Annotated in this window: 15 protein-coding genes and 1 riboswitch; of the genes, 7 read left to right on the top strand and 8 right to left on the bottom strand. The window is 71.9% G+C overall.

Going from position 1 to position 19,142, the window contains the following annotated elements; translation table 11 throughout:
* The gene (locus tag ACI2L3_RS16225) at nucleotides 1–1,182 is read left to right on the top strand and encodes a glutathionylspermidine synthase family protein (protein WP_404753022.1); all 1,182 of its coding nucleotides are present in this window, start codon (nucleotides 1–3) and stop codon (nucleotides 1,180–1,182) included.
* A 34-nt stretch (nucleotides 1,183–1,216) separates the two neighbouring features.
* Here the strand turns inward: ACI2L3_RS16225 and ACI2L3_RS16220 are convergent, their stop codons facing one another.
* Entirely contained in the window at nucleotides 1,217–2,239 is a 1,023-nt protein-coding gene (locus ACI2L3_RS16220) for an NADP-dependent oxidoreductase (protein WP_404753021.1), read from the bottom strand.
* A 183-nt stretch (nucleotides 2,240–2,422) separates the two neighbouring features.
* Here ACI2L3_RS16220 and ACI2L3_RS16215 point away from each other — a divergent pair, with 183 nt between their 5' ends.
* Nucleotides 2,423–5,722, top strand: a complete 3,300-nt coding sequence (locus ACI2L3_RS16215) for an AfsR/SARP family transcriptional regulator (protein WP_404753020.1) — start codon at nucleotides 2,423–2,425, stop codon at nucleotides 5,720–5,722.
* A gap of 53 nt (nucleotides 5,723–5,775) precedes the next feature.
* Here ACI2L3_RS16215 and ACI2L3_RS16210 read toward each other — a convergent pair whose 3' ends face one another.
* Nucleotides 5,776–6,936 carry a serine hydrolase domain-containing protein gene (locus ACI2L3_RS16210; protein ID WP_404753019.1) on the bottom strand — a complete coding sequence of 387 codons (1,161 nt, stop codon included), beginning with the start codon at nucleotides 6,934–6,936 and terminating at the stop codon, nucleotides 5,776–5,778.
* 373 nt (nucleotides 6,937–7,309) lie between these two features.
* Nucleotides 7,310–8,491 carry an ornithine--oxo-acid transaminase gene (rocD, locus tag ACI2L3_RS16205; RefSeq protein ID WP_404753307.1) on the bottom strand — a complete coding sequence of 394 codons (1,182 nt, stop codon included), beginning with the start codon at nucleotides 8,489–8,491 and terminating at the stop codon, nucleotides 7,310–7,312.
* A gap of 252 nt (nucleotides 8,492–8,743) precedes the next feature.
* Nucleotides 8,744–8,834, top strand: a riboswitch (ZMP/ZTP riboswitch).
* Between the two features lie 40 nt (nucleotides 8,835–8,874).
* Here rocD and glyA point away from each other — a divergent pair.
* Nucleotides 8,875–10,191: a serine hydroxymethyltransferase gene (gene glyA, locus ACI2L3_RS16200; protein WP_404753018.1), complete on the top strand. Its 1,317-nt coding sequence runs from the start codon at nucleotides 8,875–8,877 to the stop codon at nucleotides 10,189–10,191.
* Nucleotides 10,192–10,319: 128 nt separating this feature from the next.
* Here glyA and ACI2L3_RS16195 read toward each other — a convergent pair whose 3' ends face one another.
* From ACI2L3_RS16195 to ACI2L3_RS16185, 3 genes are all read right to left on the bottom strand, one after another.
* Nucleotides 10,320–11,075 carry a hypothetical protein gene (locus ACI2L3_RS16195; protein WP_404753017.1) on the bottom strand — a complete coding sequence of 252 codons (756 nt, stop codon included), beginning with the start codon at nucleotides 11,073–11,075 and terminating at the stop codon, nucleotides 10,320–10,322.
* A 72-nt stretch (nucleotides 11,076–11,147) separates the two neighbouring features.
* Nucleotides 11,148–12,014, bottom strand: coding sequence for a hypothetical protein (locus ACI2L3_RS16190; protein ID WP_404753016.1), 867 nt, complete (start codon nucleotides 12,012–12,014; stop codon nucleotides 11,148–11,150).
* Complete coding sequence (locus ACI2L3_RS16185) at nucleotides 12,007–12,555, bottom strand: RNA polymerase sigma factor (protein WP_404753306.1); 549 nt, start codon at nucleotides 12,553–12,555, stop codon at nucleotides 12,007–12,009. Before ACI2L3_RS16185 ends, ACI2L3_RS16190 begins: the two co-directional genes overlap by 8 nt.
* 143 nt (nucleotides 12,556–12,698) lie before the next feature.
* On the opposite strand from ACI2L3_RS16185, the gene trpS reads away from it, so the two are divergent.
* The 4 genes from trpS (at nucleotide 12,699) to ACI2L3_RS16165 (ending at nucleotide 16,804) form a co-directional block, all read left to right on the top strand.
* Nucleotides 12,699–13,712: a tryptophan--tRNA ligase gene (gene trpS, locus ACI2L3_RS16180; protein ID WP_150171284.1), complete on the top strand. Its 1,014-nt coding sequence runs from the start codon at nucleotides 12,699–12,701 to the stop codon at nucleotides 13,710–13,712.
* 86 nt (nucleotides 13,713–13,798) lie between these two features.
* On the top strand, nucleotides 13,799–14,380 hold the full coding sequence (locus ACI2L3_RS16175; protein WP_404753015.1) for a 2'-5' RNA ligase family protein: 582 nt from the start codon (nucleotides 13,799–13,801) through the stop codon (nucleotides 14,378–14,380).
* Nucleotides 14,381–14,414: 34 nt separating this feature from the next.
* The gene (locus ACI2L3_RS16170; RefSeq protein WP_404753014.1) at nucleotides 14,415–15,620 is read left to right on the top strand and encodes a hypothetical protein; all 1,206 of its coding nucleotides are present in this window, start codon (nucleotides 14,415–14,417) and stop codon (nucleotides 15,618–15,620) included.
* Nucleotides 15,617–16,804 (top strand): hypothetical protein, encoded by a 1,188-nt coding sequence (locus ACI2L3_RS16165; protein WP_404753013.1) that lies wholly within the window; start codon nucleotides 15,617–15,619, stop codon nucleotides 16,802–16,804. Before ACI2L3_RS16170 ends, ACI2L3_RS16165 begins: the two co-directional genes overlap by 4 nt.
* Here ACI2L3_RS16165 and ACI2L3_RS16160 read toward each other — a convergent pair.
* Both ACI2L3_RS16160 and ACI2L3_RS16155 read right to left on the bottom strand, forming a co-directional pair.
* Nucleotides 16,801–17,556: a decaprenylphospho-beta-D-erythro-pentofuranosid-2-ulose 2-reductase gene (locus ACI2L3_RS16160; RefSeq protein ID WP_404753012.1), complete on the bottom strand. Its 756-nt coding sequence runs from the start codon at nucleotides 17,554–17,556 to the stop codon at nucleotides 16,801–16,803. The genes ACI2L3_RS16165 and ACI2L3_RS16160 overlap by 4 nt on opposite strands.
* 13 nt (nucleotides 17,557–17,569) lie before the next feature.
* Nucleotides 17,570–18,994: an FAD-binding protein gene (locus ACI2L3_RS16155; RefSeq protein WP_404753011.1), complete on the bottom strand. Its 1,425-nt coding sequence runs from the start codon at nucleotides 18,992–18,994 to the stop codon at nucleotides 17,570–17,572.
* Nucleotides 18,995–19,142 lie beyond the last annotated feature (148 nt).

The following is a 19,142-nucleotide window of genomic DNA, read 5'->3' as shown; positions in this document are numbered from 1 at the left end:
ATGGAGCGCCGCACCATCGAGCCCCGCCCCGGCTGGCAGCAGACCGTCGAGGACCAGGGGCTCATCTACCCCCTCACGCGCTACCCCGACGACACCCTGCGCCCCTACTGGGACGAGAGCGCGTACTACGTCTTCTCGCTCCCCGAGGTGGAGGCCCTGGAGGAGGTCGTCGAGGAACTGCACGCGATGTGCCTGGCGGCCGCCGCGCACATCGTCGAGCACGACCGGCTCGCCGACCTGGGCATCACGGACCCGCGGGTGGCGGCCGCCGTGACGGAGGCCTGGCACCGCCGCGCCGAACTCCCGTCCCTCTACGGCCGTTTCGACCTCCGTTACGACGGCACCGGCCCGGCCAAGCTGCTGGAGTACAACGCCGACACCCCCACTTCCCTGGTCGAGGCCGCGAGCCCGCAGTGGTTCTGGATGGAGGAGCGCTTCCCCGGCGCCGACCAGTGGAACTCCCTCCACGAACGCCTCGTCGACGCCTGGAAGAAGCAGGCCGCGCTCCTGCCGCCCGGCAGCCCGCTGTACTTCGCGCACTCCGCCGCCGACGAGCTCGGCGAGGACCTGATGACGGTCGCGTACCTGCGCGAGACCGCCGAACAGGCCGGGCTCACCGCCGAGTCCATCTCCATGGAGGACATCGGCTGGGACCGTCTCTCGCGCCGCTTCGTCGACAAGAAGCTCCGGTTCATGCGCAGCTGCTTCAAGCTCTACCCGTGGGAGTGGCTGACCACGGACCGCTTCGCCCCGCACGTCCTGGAGACCCTCGACAACGGTGGCGGCACGGGCTCGACCCTGTGGATCGAGCCCGCCTGGAAGATGCTGCTCTCCAACAAGGCGCTGCTCGCGGTGTTGTGGGAGCTGTATCCGGACCACCCGAACCTGCTGCCCGCGTATCTGGACGGCCCGCGCGAACTGGCCCGGTCGCGTGGCTATGTCGCCAAACCGCTGCTGGGCCGCGAGGGCGCCGGCGTCACGGTCCACGAGCCGGGCACGGCCGCCGTGCGCGACGAGCCGTGCTGCTACCAGGAGTTGGCACCGCTGCCGGACTTCGACGGCAACCGCGTCGTCCTCGGCGCGTGGGTCGTCGAGGACGAGGCGGCGGGCCTCGGCATCAGGGAGTCCGCGGGACTGATCACGGACGAGTACGCGAGGTTCATTCCGCACGTGATCCTGTGAGGGCGGTGTGGTCCCGCGTGTGGTCCGGCCCCGGTCAGGAATCGGCGCCGCCGCCGAGCCGGACCAGCATCTTGCCGGTGTTCGCCCCGCGCAGCACCCCGAGGAACGCCTCCGGCGCCCGCTCGATGCCGTCGACGACGGTCTGCTCGGTGCGCAGGCTGCCGTCGGCGAGCAGCGGCGCCGCCCGCCCGATCCACTCCGGGAACAGGTCGAGGTGGCTGGTGACGAGCATGCCCCGCAGGGTCGCCTCCTTCTTGGCGGCCTCGAAGAGGTTGTTCGGGCCGGGCGCCGGGTCGGTCGCGTTGTACGTGCTGATGGCGCCGACCAGCGCTATGCGGCCGCCCGGCCGGATCGCCCCGATGGCGGCCTGCAGATGGTCGCCGCCGACCGAGTCGAGGTAGACGTCGATGCCGTCGGGCGCGGCCTGGGTGAGCTGCCCGGGCAGGCCGCCCTGCCGGTAGTCCACGGCGGCGTCGTACCCGAAGGTGTCGAGGAGCTTCTTCGTCTTCGCCGGGCCGCCCGCCGAGCCGATCACCCGGGACGCGCCGAGCTCACGGGCGATCTGCCCCGCGACACTGCCGACCGCCCCGGCCGCGGCGGACACGAAGACGACGTCGCCCTCGCGCACCGGGGCGGTGCGGGTCAGTGCGGCGTACGCGGTGAGTCCCGTGGCGCCGAGCGGGCCGAGGTAGGCGGCGGCAGGGGCGAGCGCGGTGTCGACGACGGTCGCGGCGGCGGCGTCGAGTACGGAGTACTCCCGCCACCCCAGGAAGTGCGTGACCGTCGCGCCGACCGGCACCTCCGGGGCGTTCGACGCGACGACCTCGCCGACCGCCGAACCCTCCAGCGGGGCGCCCAGCCCGAACGGCGGGATGTACGACGGCACGTCGTCCATGCGGCCCCGCATGTACGGGTCGACCGACATCCAGGTGTTACGGACGACGATCTGCCCCTCGCCGGGGCTTTCGGGCACCTCGACGGCGGCCAGCTCGAAGTGTTCCGGTGCCGGTTCGCCGACGGGTCGGGCGACGAGACGAATTTCGCGGGAGAGGGTCATGGTGACTCCTGTGGTGAGGGTGAGGTGAGCGTGCGGGTTTGGTTGCCGGTGACTGGTGATCGCGGTGTCGCGATCACGGGAACCACCGTGCCCGGAGGCGCGCACGGAACGCTGACGGTCCACGCACGGTGTTCCGTCAGCGGCTCGGCGGGCGCGGCGACGCGCGCCGATTAACGTGGCCGCATGCGATTCGAGGTGCTTGGTCCGCTGACGGTGCGCACGCAGGACGGGGTGGCCGCGCCCGCCCCGGAGCCGAAGGTGCGCGCGCTGCTCGCCGCCCTCCTCGTACGGGTCGGACACCCGGTGCCGGTGGACACGTTGATAGACGACCTGTGGGGCGACCGCCCTCCGTCCTCACCGGCCAACTCGCTCCAGACGAAGGTCTCCCAACTGCGCCGCGCACTGGAGGCGGCCGAGCCCGGGAGCCGGGGCCTCGTGGCGTACGGACCCGCCGGATACGAGCTGCGCGTACCGCCCGAGCACGTGGACGCCACGCGGTTCGAGACGCTGATCTCACGCGCGTACGAGACGGCTGACGCAACCGGCGAAGCGGTGGGCCCGGACTCCCGGACGAAGGCGTCGCTCCTGACCGACGCGCTGGCGCTGTGGCGCGGCCCCGCCTACGCCGATTTCCGCGACGCCGACTTCGCGCGCGCGGCCGTCGCCCGCCTGGAGGAGCAGCGTCTGACCGCGCAGGAGACGCTGGCCGAACTGCGACTCGCGCACGGCGAGCACGCCGTACTTGCGGACGACCTGGCCCCCCTGGTCGCACGCGAGCCCCTGCGCGAACGCCTGCGGGCCAGCCACCTCCGGGCCCTGTACCGCGCCGGCCGCGTCGCCGAGGCCCTGGACTCCTACCGCGACCTGCGCCTGCACCTCGCCGAGGAGTTGGGCATCGACCCGGGCCCCGAACTGACGGAGCTGCACGAGGCGATGCTGCGACAGGAGGCGTACCGGGAAGAACCGCCGAGTGCAGGTCAGGAGAAGCGGCTCACCAATCTCCCCGCGCAGATCACCGGTCTCATAGGCCGCGACAGCTCGATCGCGCGCATACGCGGCCTGATCACCGCCGAACGCCTGGTGACCCTCACGGGCCCCGGCGGAGTGGGAAAGACCCGCCTCGCCCTCGAATCGGCGTCAGGCCTGACGGCCGACTTCCCCGACGGCATCTGGCTGGCCGAACTCGCGGGCGTACGAGGCGAGGTGGCGCCCACGGTCGCAGCGGCCCTGGGCATCCGCGACGACGCACCGGGAGAGCCGGACGAGGCGCGGGCCACGGACACGAGCGCGCCCACGGGAGCGGGTGCGGACGCGAGCACAAGTGTGGACGCCCGTGCCGCAGTCGCACGCCTCGCCCGAGCCCTCGCCGGCCGGCGCCTCCTCCTCGTCCTCGACAACTGCGAACACATCCTCGGCCCCGTCGCCGACCTGACCGCCCACCTCCTCCGCCACGCTCCCCACCTGCACATCCTCACCACCAGCCAGGAACCCCTGGCCCTGACCGGCGAGACCGTGGAGGCCGTCGCCCCGCTCGGCGAGGAGGACGCGCTGCGGCTGTTCGCCACCCGCGCCGCGGCCACCGCCCCCGGCTTCGCCCTGGACGACGGGAACCGCGAGGCCGTCGCCCTCATCTGCCGCCGCCTGGACGGCATCCCGCTGGCCGTCGAACTCGCCGCCACCCGCGTACGGACCCTGGGCGTGCACGCCCTCGCCGACCGCCTGCACGACCGCTTCCGCCTCCTGAACCAGGTACGCCGCGACGCCCCGGCCCGCCAGCGCACCCTGCGGGCGATGATCGACTGGAGCTGGGACCTCCTGACGGCACCGGAGCAGCGCACGCTCCGCCAACTTGCCGTATTCAGCAACGGCTTCACCCTGCCAAGCGCAGAATCCGTACTGTCACAGACCACCCCACAGACCGCCCCACACCCCGCCCCAAACTCCGCCCTCCAGGCCACATCCCAGCACGACGACGATGACGACGACGATGTCCTCGACCTGGTGACCCGCCTCGTGGACCGCTCCCTCCTCGTCCCGTCGACGACCGACGCCCCCGAGATGCGCTACCGCATGCTCGAATCCGTCACCGCATACAGCCTCGAACGCCTCGACGCCGCCGCCGAGACCACCGCGGTCCGCCGCCGGCACGCCCGGCACTTCGCCGCCTTCGCCGAACGTGCGGCCGCCGCCCTGCACGGCCCCGAACAGCGCGGCTGGCTGCGCCGGCTCGACCACGAGACCGCGAACCTCCGTGCCGCGCTGGACTGGACGGCCACGGACGCCGACGCCCCGACGGCGCTACGCCTCGTCAACGGCCTGACCTGGTACTGGTTCCTCCGAGGCCGCCTCCGCGAAGCCATGCGCTCCCTGGACCGGGCCCTGCACCTCCACCTCCCCGCCGAACCTCGACTCGACGGCGCCGACCCCCTGCTCTCGGCCCGAACCGCCGCCGCCTCCGCCCACGCCGCCTTCGCCCTGCTGACGGGCGAACCAGGCTGCGCGCACCACAACGCCTGTGAGCGCGCGGACACCACCGCCGCCGACGCCCGTTCCCGCTGGCTGCTCGCCTTCGCGCGCTGCGGGTTCGACCACACGCCGCGCGAGACCGCGCGGGTCGACGCGCTGCTCACGGAGTTCCGGGCCGAGGGCGACCGGTGGGGCGAGGCCGCCGCACTGTCCACCCGGGCCACCCGCGCCCTCTACCGCGGCGACCTCCCGGCCCTGCGCCGCGACGCCACGCGCAGCGCCGAACTGTTCCGCGAACTGGGCGACCGGTGGGGCCGGTTGCAGGCGTCCGAACAGCTCGGTGTGCTCGCCGAGATCGCCGCCGACTACGAGGAAGCGGCCCGCTTCCAGCGCGACGGAATGCGCGGCGCCGAGGAACTCGAACTCTGGACCGACCTCTCCTTCCGCCTCTCCCGGCTCGGCCGCATCGCCCTCCTGACCGGCGACGACCCCGCCGCCACCGCCTTCCACGAACGTGCCGCCGCCCTCGCCGCCCAGCAGTCCCACCGCCCCGCCCAGCAGTTCGCCGAGACCGGCCTCGCCCTCGGCGCCCGCCATCGCGGCGACCTGGACGCGGCCGAGAAACTCCTCCTGCCGTGGCTGGACTTCAACCGCCGCTTCGGCGTCGACTCCGGCACGGCCCTGATCCTGGCCCAACTCGGTTACGTCGCCGAACAACGCGGCAACGCGGCGCGCGCGGAGACCCTCCACCGCGAAGGCCTGGCCGTGGCCCGCGCGACGGGCGACGAGCGCGCGGTGGCCCTGGCCCTGGAAGGCCTCGCGGGCGCCCGCTCCCTGGCCGGCGATCACACCCACGCCGCAGGCCTCCTCGGCACGGCCGCCCGCATCCGCGAGGCAGAAGGAGCGCCCCTGCCTCCCGCGGAACGCACGGACGTCACCCGCGCCACCCACCGCAGCCGCACGGCCCTCGGCGCCCCCGCGTTCAGAACGGCCTACGACCAGGGAGCCTCAACCTGACGCCCGGCCTACGGCTGCCGCTACCGCTACCGCTACCGCAACGGCTCAACGGCTCAACGGCACAACGCCTCGTCCACGACACCGTCCACCCGCGTCATGACCGTCTTGTCGTTCGGCTGCACGGTCACCGCGACGTTCGCGGCGCGGCCCTTCTCGGTGACCCCGCCCCGGGTCTCGTAACCCGGGTAGCTGCCGCCGTGGCCCCAGTAGACGCCGCCGCACGACAGCGGCTTGCTCACGAGCCCCAGGCCGTAACGGGCACCGGGCCCGAAGTAGTCGGCACGAACAGTGGTACGCATCTGGTCGAGCTGTGCCTTCGGGAGCAGACGCCCGCGCAGAAGCTCGGTGAAGAACCGGTTGAGGTCGGAGTTGGTGGAGATCATCTGCCCTGCCGCCCAGGTCCAGGAGGGATCCAGCTCCGTGATGTCCCGCAGCGGCGCCCCCGCCGACTCCTGCAGATATCCCTTGGGGTGGGGTTCGCGGATGGTCGCGTCGTGCGGGGCGGGGAAGTAGGTGTGCCGCAGCCCGATCCGCTTGATGACGCGCTGGTCGATCTCCCGCGCCATGGCGTGCCCGGTGACCTTCTCGACGATCAGCCCGGCCAGCACGTAGTTCGTGTTGCTGTACGCCCATCCCTTCCCGGGCTCGAACTCGCCCTTGTACTGGAGCGCGATGTCGAGCAGCTCACGAGGCTCGTAGTAACGGGGCTGAAGATCGTGCTTCGTGTAGTTGGGCAACCCGCTCGTCTGCTGCAGCAGATGCCGGACGGTGATCCGGCTGCCGTCGATCCCCTCCCCGCGCACCACACCCGGCAGATACGTGTCGACCGAGTCGTCGAGGCGGATCTTCCCCTCAGCGACCAGCTGCAGCACGACCACCGCCGTGAACGTCTTGGTATTGCTGCCCACCCGCACCTGACCGTCCCGCGGCACCTTCGCCCCGGTCTCCAGATCCCCGACCCCCGCCGTGTAGGTACGGGCGCCCCCCTCCCGCCCCTTGACACTCGCCAACGCCCCGGGCACGCCATCGTCACGCACCAACGCGTCCAAGCCCCGCTGGACGGCGTCCGACTTGGACGCGCCGGACACCGCCGACCTCGCCGGCCCCACCGACGCTGCGGACGCTGCGGACGCCTCAGCCGGGGCCAGGGCGCCCACGGTCACGGCGCCCACCGTCACCGCCCCCACCGCCACGGCGACCACGGCCGCGGCCACGGCCGACCCACCCCCGCGCCGCCCACCTTGCTGCCGACCGGAAGAACGGAACCTCTGCCATGCCTGCTCACGCACGAGCCAACTCCTACGGAAACGTCGGGGAACCGGCGGCACCCGCGACACCCGCGGCACCCGCCGGACTCAACACTTCCGGATGCGCTCACCCGCGACGATCCTGCCAACCGCCCACTCCAGGTAGGGCTAACCCCCGTCCGCCCCCCCCGCACCCGATGACCGACCAGCGGAAGCGCGAGACCAGGAGCAGTCAGGACAGGGCAGACCCGGCGGGACCAGACCAGGCGGGAGTAGACCAAAGCAGCGAACGGAGCCGGAGGCGGTCAGACGCAGACGCCGCAGACGCCCGCCCTCGCCGCTAGCTCAACACGGCCCGCAACTGATCCAACCCCCAGTCCAGATCCTCCTTGCTGATCACGAGCGGCGGAGCGATGCGGATCGTCGACCCGTGCGTGTCCTTGACCAGCACCCCCCTCTCCATCAACTTCTCGGAGATCTCCCGTCCCGTGCCGTACGACGGAGCGATGTCGACGCCCGCCCACAAACCGCGTCCCCGCACCTCCGTCACCTTTCCCGCGCCGGTCAACAGCCCCAGCTCCGCGTGCAGATGCTCGCCCAGCTCCGTGGCCCGCTGCTGGAACTCGCCCGTCGACAGCATGTCGACCACCTCGAGCCCCACCGCGCAGGCGAGCGGATTGCCGCCGAACGTCGAACCGTGCTCACCCGGCTTGAACACCCCGAGCACCTCCGCGTCCGCCACCACGGCCGACACCGGCACGACACCACCCCCGAGCGCCTTCCCCAGCAGATACACGTCCGGCACCACGTCCTCGTGCTCACACGCGAACGTACGTCCCGTCCTGCCGAGCCCCGACTGGATCTCGTCCGCGATGAAGAGGACCCCACGCTCCCGGGTCAGCTCCCGCACCCCGGGCAGATATCCGGCCGGCGGCACGAGCACCCCGGCCTCGCCCTGGATCGGCTCGATCAGCACGGCCACCGTGTCGTCGGTGACGGCGGCCCGCAGCGCCTCCAGATCGCCGTACGGCACGATGTCGAAACCCGGCGTGTACGGCCCGAAGTCCGCCCGTGCCTCGTCGTCCGTGGAGAAGCTGATGACGGTCGTCGTCCGGCCGTGGAAGTTGCCGGCCGCGACAACGATCTTCGCCCGCCCATCCGGCACCCCCTTGACCTGGTACCCCCACTTCCGCGCGGTCTTCACGGCCGTCTCCACGGCCTCCGCGCCCGTGTTCATGGGCAGCACCATGTCCTTGCCGCAGAGCTCGGCCAGGCGCGTACAGAACTCGGCGAACCGGTCGTGGTGGAACGCCCGCGACGTCAGTGTCACCCGGTCCAGCTGGGCCTTCGCGGCGTCGATCAGGCGGCGGTTGCCGTGCCCGAAGTTGAGCGCGGAGTACCCGGCGAGCATGTCGAGATAGCGGCGCCCCTCGACATCGGTCATCCACGCACCCTCGGCGGAGGCGACCACGATGGGCAGCGGATGGTAGTTGTGCGCGCTGTGCGCCTCGGCCGAGGCGATGTACCGCTCGCCGACCGATCCGGTGCCGGCACCGGCGGCCGACGGCGAGGTGGAAGACGCTGACGACGGTGCGGGTGACGATGAGGGAGAAGATGAGGGCGATGCAGACGACGACGTAAGGGGAGATGGCGTACTCGACACGGGGTCTCCGTTCGTCTTGCGGCGTGGGACGGGTGTGGTGCCCAGTTTCTATCGTCGCTCGCATCGCGGACGAGGAAACCTGCCGGATCGGCGTGCCAGCTACGCTGGCCCTGACAGCACGGTGACTGGCGCACGGGGAACCGACCCCGATGAAGCCGTGCCAGGCAGAACCTTCGAGGTGCCGCCCGCCTGGGCACCCCGGGACCACGACCGGACACTGACCGCTCGCCCCGGAGGACGCCATGACTTCCCCTTCCCATTCCGCTCGCCCCGCCTCTTCCTCTCAGCACCACCCCGCCCTCGCCGCCGAGGACCCCGAACTCGCCGCCCTCATCGGCGCCGAAGAGCAGCTCCAGGCCGACACCCTGCGGCTGATCCCCAGCGAGAACTACGTCTCCGCCGCGGTCCTCGAAGCCTCCGGCACCGTCCTGCAGAACAAGTACAGCGAGGGCTACCCCGGCCGCCGCTACTACGAGGGCCAGCAGAACATCGACCCCGTCGAACGCCTGGCCATCGACCGCGCCAAGGCCGTCTTCGGCGCCGAGCACGCCAACGTCCAGCCCTACTCCGGCTCTCCCGCCAACCTCGCCGTCTACCTCGCCTTCGCCGAGCCCGGCGACACCGTGATGGGCATGGCCCTGCCGATGGGCGGCCACCTCACCCACGGCTGGGGTGTCTCCGCCACCGGCAAGTGGTTCCGCGGTGTGCAGTACGGCGTGCGCCGGACCACCGACCCCGAGACGAACGGCCGCATCGACCTCGACGAGGTCCGCGACCTCGCGCTCAAGGAGCGCCCCAAGCTGATCTTCTGCGGTGGCACCGCCCTCCCTCGCACCATCGACTTCGCCGCCTTCGCCGTGATCGCCCGCGAGGCCGGCGCCGTCCTGGTGGCCGACATCGCACACATCGCCGGTCTGATCGCGGGCGGCGCCCACCCTTCACCGGTGCCGCACGCCGACGTGATCTCCACGACCACCCACAAGACCCTGCGCGGCCCGCGCGGCGCGATGCTGATGTCCCGCGAGGAGCACGCCAAGGCCATCGACAAGGCGGTCTTCCCCGGCCTCCAGGGTGGCCCGCACAACCAGACCACCGCGGCGATCGCGGTCGCCCTCCACGAGGCGTCCCGGCCCTCCTTCCGCGACTACGCCCACGCGGTCGTCGACAACGCCAAGGCGCTCGCCGACGCCCTCCTCGCCCGCGGCTTCGACCTGGTCTCGGGCGGCACGGACAACCACCTGATCCTGATGGACCTCACCCCCAAGGACGTCCCGGGCAAGATCGCCGCGAAGGCCCTCGACCGCGCCGGGATCGTCGTGAACTACAACACCGTGCCGTACGACCCCCGGAAGCCGTTCGACCCCTCGGGCGTCCGCATCGGCACCCCCTCCCTCACCTCCCGCGGACTCGGCACGGAACACATGGCGACCGTCGCCGAATGGATCGACCGCGGTGTCGCCGCCGCGCGCACCGGGGACGAGGACGCCCTGACGAAGATCAGGTCCGAGGTCGCCGACCTGATGGCCGCCCACCCGGCTCCCGGCCTGCCGACCGCCTGACCTGCTGACCGCCTGAGCTGCCTCCTGCCCTTGGCTGCTCCCGCCCCGGCCGCCGGCCGCCGCCCCCGCCACCCGCACGGTGGGGCGGCGGCCCGGCGGCCCGGCGGACGCCTCGGATCCCATCGAGTTCACAGGTCCTGCAGCTCCTGTCGGGGCCCCGGCTCGTGCGGTCGCCTGCGCCACGCCGCCACTGCCGCCCAGCGCTCGGTCACCGGACGCCGGAGCAACAGCGCGGCGACCGCGCCGGCCCCGGCGCCCGGTATCGACCACCACCAGTCCGTGCCGCTGCTTCCGCTGCCCGGACCGCCGCCCGCGGCGGCCTGCTGCTCGTCGCCGCTCTTCCCCGAGGCCGATGGCTCCGGGAACGTCTCCCGGCCCGGTGCGATCCCTGGGCTGCCCCGGTCGGACGCCTTGCCCAGCAGGCCGAGCTCCTTGAACAGGGACACCAGGCGCTCGGGCTCCTTCGCCCGGTGCCAGTCGCCGTTCAGCGACTCGGCCCCCGTCGACCTGTGCACCCAGACGACCGGGTCTTTCTTGGCGCCTTCCTTCTCGCCGGGCAGCGGCGCATAGACCTGGTCGACCCGCCACGGCGACACGTCATGGGCCATCCACGTGACATTGATCTGACGGCTCCCGATACCCACCCCGGGCCCTGGAGGCTCCTCGTCCGGCTTCTCCCGTGAGGACCGGGGCGCCAGCCAGCGCTCCAAATCGGCGTACTCCCCGTCGCTGTGGTACAGCGCCGCGCTCTCCGTGCTCTCCGGTGACACCAGCAGCACGCTCGTCGGCCCGCCCGCCACCGCCGGAGGCGCACCCAGCACCACCAGCGCCGCCGCTACACCCAGTCCGGCCGCTGCCCCGCACAGTCCCTCTGTCCTCCGCATGTCCTGTCCCCCAGCCGCTCGCCGGCGCGGTCGCTCCGCGTCGGTTCACTTCTGGTACACCGCCCGAGCCGTTCACGTTCCCGATCCGGGGCGGTCGGTCGGAACGGATTCGGCGATCTCCAGCGCCCGCTCCTTCGACGCCACGCCTTCCAGCCGCAGCGTCAGCTCCTGCCCCCGCGTCCACAGCAGCGTCGGCCCCGCCGTCCGCTCCGACCGCCGCCAGCGGTCGCCGTCGCCCTCCACCAGCCAGAACGTGAGCCGGTGCGGCCGGGCGAACCACAGGCCCGTCTCCCCGCCGACCTCGACCCAGTCCGGCGGCGCAGGCACCGTCTTGGCGAAGCCTGGGTCGAGCCGGGCCGCGAACTCGTCGAGGCGGATCGTCCGGCCGTCCCTGCGCCAGCAGAGGCTGACCAGGACCCGGGCGTCCGGCTCACGCGTCACCGACACCGCGTCCGGGGCGCCGAGCGACTTCGGCACCGCGGGGGAGAACCCGGCCAGGCGCCGGGCCTCCGCCGCCGTCACCGGATCACCGCACCCGGGCACGCCCGGTCCGGCGGAGGGCGTCGCCGACGGGTCGTACCGCACCTCGACTCCGCCGAAGTCGAACCACTCGAAGACCGCCGCCCGCACCGGAGGCGTGAGCACGAGGACCGTGAGCAGTCCGCACAGCGCGGCCGTCACCGTCCGCCACCGCACCCGCAGACCACGCCGCAGCCCGCGCAGCCGCTCGGCGGGACCGGGCGGCTCGGCCACCGGCACCGCGGCCTTCTCCGCCAGTATCTGCGCGATGACGCGCTCGGCCATCGACTCCCCGCCGACGGCACCCCCGTCACCCGCGTCCATCGACCGGCCGAGTGCCCGCAGCTCCTCGCGGAGCCGCGCCGCCTTCCGCGCCTTGTCCCCGGCCTCGTCCTCGCCCTCGCGATGCCGCTCACTCACCTTCCTCACCTCCTTCCCCGGGAAGGAGCCGTCCCAGCTTGCGCAGTGCGCGGTTCAGCCGGGACTTCACCGTGCCCCGTGGCCAGCCGAGCGCCTGGGCCGTCTCCGCCTCGTCCATCTCCAGCAGATAGCGGTACGTGACGACCAGGCGGTGATCTTCACCGAGCTGGTCGAGGGCGGCGAGCAGGGCCGCCCTTCGCTCGTCCTCCAGGGCCGCCACCGCCGGGTCCGCCGATTCCGGTATCAGCGGCTCCGCTTCGACGAGCGCGGCTTCCCGGCCGACGACCGACCGCTGCCGGACCGCCGAACGCACTGTGTTCCTCGTCTCATTGGCGACGATCGCGAGCAGCCACGGCTTGAACGCCGAGCCGTCCCGGAACCGCCCGAGTGAGCAGTAGGCCTTGAAGAAGGCCTGCTGCACCACGTCTTCCGCGTCCGGTCCCGCGCCGAGTGCCGCCGCCGCCCTGAGCGCGATGCCGGTGAAAGCGCGCACCAATTCCGCGTACGCCTCCGCTTCTCCGGCGCGCACACGCGCGATCACCGCACCCTCGTCGACGACGCGGCCCCCCTCCAGGACCTCCCCCTGTGCCCTCACACCTTTGATACACCGGCCGTGGCCGATCGGTTCCCACCCGTCACAGACCTGTTTCCGAGCTATGAGAGTCACCTGAGAGAATGGGCACCATGGCCTCTGAACGACCTCGTGTGCTCTCCGGAATCCAGCCCACCGCCGGCTCGTTCCACCTCGGCAATTACCTCGGCGCGGTCCGCCAGTGGGTGGCGCTGCAGGAGTCCCACGACGCCTTCTACATGGTGGTGGACCTGCACGCGATCACGATCCCGCAGGACCCCGCCGAGCTGCGCGCCAACACCCGGCTCGCCGCCGCCCAGCTCCTCGCCGCGGGCCTCGACCCGGAGCGCTGCACGCTCTTCGTCCAGAGCCACGTCCCCGAGCACGCCCAGCTCGCCTGGGTGATGAACTGCCTCACCGGCTTCGGCGAGGCCTCGCGCATGACGCAGTTCAAGGACAAGTCCGCCAAGCAGGGCGCCGACCGCGCGTCCGTCGGCCTCTTCACGTACCCGGTCCTGCAGGTCGCCGACATCCTGCTGTACCAGGCCAACGAGGTGCCGGTCGGCGAGGACCAGCGTCAGCACATCGAGCTCACCCGTGACCTGGCCGAGCGTTTCAACGGCCGCTTCGGGGAGACGTTCACCGTGCCGTCGGCGTACATCCTCAAGGAGACGGCGAAGATCTACGACCTCCAGGACCCGTCGATCAAGATGAGCAAGTCGGCGTCCACGCCGAAGGGCCTGATCAACCTCCTGGACGAGCCCAAGGCCACCGCCAAGAAGGTCAAGAGCGCCGTCACCGACACCGACACGGTGATCCGCTACGACGTGGCGGAGAAGCCGGGCGTCAGCAACCTCCTCAGCATCTACTCCACGCTCACCGGCACCGGTATCGCCGAACTGGAGCAGAAGTACGCCGGCAAGGGCTACGGTGCGCTGAAGACCGACCTCGCCGAGGTCATGGTCGAGTTCGTGACCCCCTTCCGGGACCGCACCCAGCAGTACCTGGACGACCCGGAGACGCTCGACTCGATCCTGGCCAAGGGTGCCGAGAAGGCTCGAGCCGTCGCCGCCGAGACCCTCGCGCAGGCGTACGACAAGGTGGGCTTCCTGCCCGCCAAGCACTGAGTCACCGGACCGAGCACAACAGCTTGCACGGCGCTGCCCTCCGGGCGGCGTTCCCCTGCCCATGGACACGACGACAGGAGTACGACGTGGGGACCGTAACGATCGGCGTCTCGATCGCGGTCCCGGAGCCACACGGCAGCCTGCTCCAGGAGCGGCGTGCGGGCTTCGGGGACCCCGCGGCGCACGGCATCCCCACGCACGTGACCCTGTTGCCGCCCACCGAGGTGGACGCGTCGGCGCTGCCCGCGGTTGAGGCGCATCTGCTCTCGGTCGCGGCGGCGGGCCGCCCGTTCCCGATGCGCCTTTCGGGAACGGGCACCTTCCGTCCACTGTCGCCGGTGGTCTACGTACAGGTGGTGGCGGGCGCCTCGGCGTGCTCCTGGCTGCAGGAGCGGGTCCGGGACGCCTCGGGGCCGATGGCGCGCGAACTGCAGTTCCCGTACCACCCGCATGTCACGGTGGCGCACGGCATCTCCGAAGAGGCCATGGACCGCGCGTACGAGGAGCTCTCGGAGTACGAGGCCGAGTGGCCGTGCACCGGCTTCGCCCTGTACGAGCAGGGCTCCGACGGTGTCTGGCGCAAGCTGCGCGACTTCGTTTTCGGCGGCCCTGTAGTGCCCCCTCAGGCGCAGGCCCCGGCGGCCCGGGGTACGCTGCCCGCTCGCTGACCGGGGGTGCCCCGGCCGACCGTGCTGGGGGATCATGCGCAACGCAGCGGCAGCCGTCGCCGTCCTCGCCTTGCTGGCGGCCGGCTGCGGGGCACAGAAGGCCGACGGGACCGCCGACGCGTCACCGTCCAAGTCCCGTGCCGCCGGGCTCTCCTGGGCGTACGAGCGCATCGACGACGAGGACGGCGAGCTGATCGACGGGGCGGCCATGGCTCCGGACGACATATGGGCGCTCGGGAGCGACGGCGCGCACACCGACGGGCGGTTCACGAAGGGCCATCTGCTGCACTTCGACGGCGAGAAGTGGACGCGGGAGCCGATGCCGGCCGACGGCGACCCCCACCTCTCCCGGCTCGAGTACCTGGGGTCGGCGGGCATCCGGCTGCACACCGTGGAGGGCACCGCGTCGGACACGAGGACCCCGCGGTACGCGCTCTGGGACGGCACCCGCTGGGGCCCGGTGAAGGACGCACCCGCCGGGCCGCTCAAGGACGTCGAGGTCATCAGCGCGGACGACGTGTGGGTGCTCCGGGGCGACGGCAAGGTCACGCACTGGGACGGCGGTCGCTGGACGGTGACGCCGATGCCCGCCGAGAAGGTCGCCGCCCTCGCGGGTTCGGCGAAGGACGACGTGTGGGCGGTCGGCGCGCGGACGACGGGGCCCGGTGTCGGTGGGCCGGGCGGTGAGGTCAGGCAGCCCGCCGCGATGCGCTTCGACGGTAAGGAGTGGTCGCTCACCAAGACGCCCACGTACCGCTTCCCCGACCCGGTGCCGCCCGAGCCGTACGCCGAGCTCACCGGGATCGACGTCGCCTCCCGTACGTACGCCCGCGCCTATGGAGGGCACTCCTACAAGGGCTACGACAGCGAAGTGGCCCGCGATCCCGAGTCGGAGCACGTCGGGCTGAGCTGGGACGGCTCCCGCTGGACGGATGCGAAGCCCTTCCCCGGAGCGTGCGCGTACCGGAGTCCGGTGGCCCGGGACGGTGACCGCGGCTTCTTCATGAACGGCAACTGGCACCTGACCACCGACGGCACCTGCACCAAGATCAAGAAACCGAGGCTGCCCGAAGGCGGCGGCGTGCGCCCCGAGTCGCAGCAGCAGCTCTGGCTGAAGCGGATCATCACGGTGCCGGGCTCGGACAAGGTGCTGGGCTTCGGCACGGTCGACGTCCTGCAGAGCGGCTTCGCCCCGTCCAAAGCCGTCGTCGTCGCCCTGAAGCGGCAGGAGAAGCCATGAAGAGGACCGCCGCGATCCTGGCCGTGCTGGCTCTCGCCGCAGCGGGTTGCGCCGGCGACGACAGGGGACCCGCCCGGGCCGGCGGCGCCAAGAGCGACGCCTGGAAGCTCGCCCACGTCGACAAGACCACCAGGGGCGAACTGACCACCGTCACCGCGGCCTCCGAGGACGACATCTGGGCCGCGGGCTGGGAGTCGCTCAACGGCAACATGAGCGACCCCGACGGCCAGTACCTGCTGCACTACGAAGGCAGCGAATGGCGGCGGCAGAAGCCACCGGCCGAGCTCGACGGGAACATCCTCCACCCGCGGCTCGACTCCTCGGGCCCGGACAACGTGTGGCTCTTCGGCTCGGGCGACGACTTCACGGTGGGCGTGGCCCGTTGGAACGGCACCCGCTGGCAGCGCGTGCCACGGCCGCCGGGGAGCGGAATGCTCAGCGAGACCAAGGTGTTCGCTCCCGACGACGTGTGGGTGCTGCTCGGCGAGAAACAGGCGCAGCACTGGGACGGCAGCCGATGGACCAGTCACGCGCTGCCCGCCGTCGCGAACGCGCTCGACGGCACGTCGGGGGACGACCTGTGGGCGGTCGGCTTCCGCACGAGCGGTCCCGGAGTGGGCGGCGAGGGCGGCGAACTCAGCCAGCCCGCGGCGATGCACTGGAACGGCGAATCCTGGACGAGCACGCGGACGCCGGAGTACCGCTTCCCCGAGCCCGTTCCGCCCGAGCCGGGCGCCTCCCTCGACGGCGTGGTGGCGGCCTCTCCAAAAGAAGCGTGGGCCTACGGCTCGCACGACTTCAACCACGGAGAGGCCGAGGGGGAACCTTCCATCGAGCACATCACGCTGCGCTGGGACGGCTCCCGCTGGCACGAGCAGAAGGGCGCCGACCAGGACCCGTGCCTCTCCAGGAGTGTCGTCGCGCACGACGAGGACGGAGGGCTCCTCTTCGGAGTACGCCGGTACCGCACTCCGGAGGGGCGCTGCACCAAGCTGTCCTGGCCGCACCTGCCCGCCAAGGGCGAGATCAAGTCCGGCGCGAGACAGCAGCTCTGGCTCGACCCGATCGTGCCGGTGCCGGGCACGAGGAAGTTCGTCGGCGTGGGCAAGATCTACGTGACCCAGTGGGGCAACCCGCAGACCTTGCCCACCGTCGCCACGTACGAACCGCCGAAGACCTCCTAGAGGGGCAGTCGCCGGAACACGGGCCGCGGCACGTGCCGCAGGGCCGACATGACCAGGCGCAGCGCTCCCGGTACCCACACCGTCTCGGAGCGCCGCCGCAGGCCGTGCTCGATCGCTTCCGCCACCGCGTCCGGAGTGGTCGCCATGGGGGCCTCCTCCAGACCGGCGGTCATCTTCGAGCGGACGAAGCCCGGGCGGACGACCATCACGTGCACTCCGGTGCCGTGCAGCGCGTCGCCCAGGCCCTGGGCGAAGGCGTCGAGTCCGGCCTTGCTGGAGCCGTAGATGAAGTTCGAGCGGCGGGCGCGCTCGCCCGCCACCGAGGAGAGCACCACCAGGGAGCCGTGTCCCTGCGTCTGCAGCGCCCGTGCGCAGACCAGGCCGGCGGAGACGGCGCCCGTGTAGTTGGTCTGGGCGACGCGGACCGCCGCGACGGGCTCGTCCTCGTCGCGCGCCTGGTCGCCGAGGATGCCGAAGGCGAGCAGCACCATGTCGATGTCGCCCTCGGTGAAGATCTTGCCGAGGGCCGCTTCGTGGGACTCCGGGTCGAGGGCGTCGAAGGCGACGGTCTTCACCTCCGCGCCCATGTCGCGCAGGCCGGCCGCGGCCCGCTCCAGGTCCGGTGACGGGCGCCCGGCCAGCCAGACCGTGCGGGTGCGGCGGGCGACGAGGCGCCGTGCGGTGGCGAGGCCGATCTCGGAGGTGCCGCCGAGGACGAGCAGGGACTGAGGGGTGCCGAAGGCGTCTTTCATGAGTACCGGTCTCCTAGAGGGCGAGGCGGCGGGAGAGGTCCGAGCGGAACACTCCACGCGGGTCGAGATCGGCCCGCAGGGCGCGGAAGTCGTCGAGCCTGGGGTACATCGCGGCGAGCATCTCGGGCCGCAGGCGTGAGTCCTTGGCGAGGTAGACGCGTCCGTCGGCGGCGGCCACCTCCTCGTCGAGCTCGTCGAGGAAGGCACCGAGTCCGGGGAGGTTCGCCGGGATGTCCAGGGCGAGGGTCCAGCCGGGCATCGGGAAGGAGAGCCAGCCCGGATCGCCCTCTCCGAAGCGCTTCAGTACGGCGAGGAAGGACGGGCAGCCGCGCTCCGAGATGCGCCGCACGATGCGGCGCAGGGCCTCCTCCTTGCCGTATCCGACGACGAATTGGTACTGCACGAAGCCGCTGCGGCCGTAGATGCGGTTCCAGTGCGGGACGCCGTCCAGGGGGTGGAAGAAGGTGGAGATCTTCTGGAGCTCGTCGGTGCGGGAGCGGGGCGCCTTGCGGTACCAGAGCTCGTTGAAGAGGCCCACCGAGGCCTTGCCGAGCAGCCCCTCCGGCAGGAAGGAGGGGGCGGCGGGCAGCCGGCCCGGGCGGAACGCGAGAGGGGCCCTACGCGCGCGTGCCCGCTCCGGAAGCGCGTCCAGGGGGGCGTGGTCGCCGCGGGTGAGGACCGAGCGGCCCATGGCGGCGCCGCGCGCGAGGAGGTCGATCCAGGCGACCGAGTACCGGTAGCGGTGGTCGGTGGCGGTGAGGCGGGCCATCAAGTCGTCGAGGTCCGTGGCGCGTTCCGTGTCGACCGTCATCAAGGAGGTCTCGACCGGCAGGAGTTGCACGGTCGCCGAGAGGATCACTCCGGTGAGGCCCATGCCGCCGGCCGTCGCGTCGAACAGGGCGCTGCCGGGTTCGACCGTGCGGACCGTGCCGTCGGCGGTCAGCAGGTCCATCGACAGGACGTGGCGGGAGAAGGAGCCCGAGACGTGGTGGTTCTTGCCGTGGATGTCGGCGCCGATCGCCCCGCCCACGGTCACGTAACGGGTCCCCGGGGTCACCGGCACGAACCAGCCGAGGGGGAGCAGGACTTCCATGAGGTGGTGCAGTGAGACGCCCGCGTCGCAGACCACCGTGGCCGCCGGAGCGCCCGTGCTCGTCGTCCCTGTGGTGTCGATGACGCGCACCCGGTCGAGGCCCGTCATGTCGAAGACGGCGCCGCCCGCGTTCTGCGCGGCGTCTCCGTAGGCACGGCCCAGGCCGCGGGCGATGCCGCCGCGCTCTCCGCAGTCACGCACCGCGGCCGCGGCCTCCTCCTGTGTGCGGGGTCTCACCAGCCGGGCGGTGGTCGGTGCGGTGCGGCCCCAGCCGGAGACGGACACGGCGGCCGCCGTGGGAGCCGAGGCGCGGGCAGGGGAGTCGGCGGGTGAGTCGGCAGGCATGGACGTGACCGTATCGCCCGTATGTGGATGCTTCGCTCCAACAGTCCCGGTCCTCACCGAAATGGGTGATTGATGGAGTGTCATCCTGGATTGACGGAATTATGAGCATGTTGTTTAGAAGAGTTGAGATGCCCGGCTCTCGAACGTC

Source organism: Streptomyces sp. NPDC029674, from assembly GCF_044903205.1.
GTDB lineage: Bacteria > Actinomycetota > Actinomycetes > Streptomycetales > Streptomycetaceae > Streptomyces.
Note: the sequence above shows the minus strand (reverse complement) of the source record. Positions and strands in the feature narration are given on the sequence as shown.

What these genes read in the sequence shown, in the direction of transcription:
- ACI2L3_RS16225 (WP_404753022.1), top strand. Translation starts at nt 1, where the DNA reads ATGGAGCGCCGCACCATCGAGCCCCGCCCCGGCTGGCAGCAGACCGTC.
- ACI2L3_RS16220 (WP_404753021.1), bottom strand. Translation starts at nt 2,239, where the DNA reads ATGACCCTCTCCCGCGAAATTCGTCTCGTCGCCCGACCCGTCGGCGAA.
- ACI2L3_RS16215 (WP_404753020.1), top strand. Translation starts at nt 2,423, where the DNA reads ATGCGATTCGAGGTGCTTGGTCCGCTGACGGTGCGCACGCAGGACGGG.
- glyA (WP_404753018.1), top strand. Translation starts at nt 8,875, where the DNA reads ATGACTTCCCCTTCCCATTCCGCTCGCCCCGCCTCTTCCTCTCAGCAC.
- ACI2L3_RS16195 (WP_404753017.1), bottom strand. Translation starts at nt 11,075, where the DNA reads ATGCGGAGGACAGAGGGACTGTGCGGGGCAGCGGCCGGACTGGGTGTA.
- trpS (WP_150171284.1), top strand. Translation starts at nt 12,699, where the DNA reads ATGGCCTCTGAACGACCTCGTGTGCTCTCCGGAATCCAGCCCACCGCC.
- ACI2L3_RS16170 (WP_404753014.1), top strand. Translation starts at nt 14,415, where the DNA reads ATGCGCAACGCAGCGGCAGCCGTCGCCGTCCTCGCCTTGCTGGCGGCC.
- ACI2L3_RS16165 (WP_404753013.1), top strand. Translation starts at nt 15,617, where the DNA reads ATGAAGAGGACCGCCGCGATCCTGGCCGTGCTGGCTCTCGCCGCAGCG.
- ACI2L3_RS16160 (WP_404753012.1), bottom strand. Translation starts at nt 17,556, where the DNA reads ATGAAAGACGCCTTCGGCACCCCTCAGTCCCTGCTCGTCCTCGGCGGC.
- ACI2L3_RS16155 (WP_404753011.1), bottom strand. Translation starts at nt 18,994, where the DNA reads ATGCCTGCCGACTCACCCGCCGACTCCCCTGCCCGCGCCTCGGCTCCC.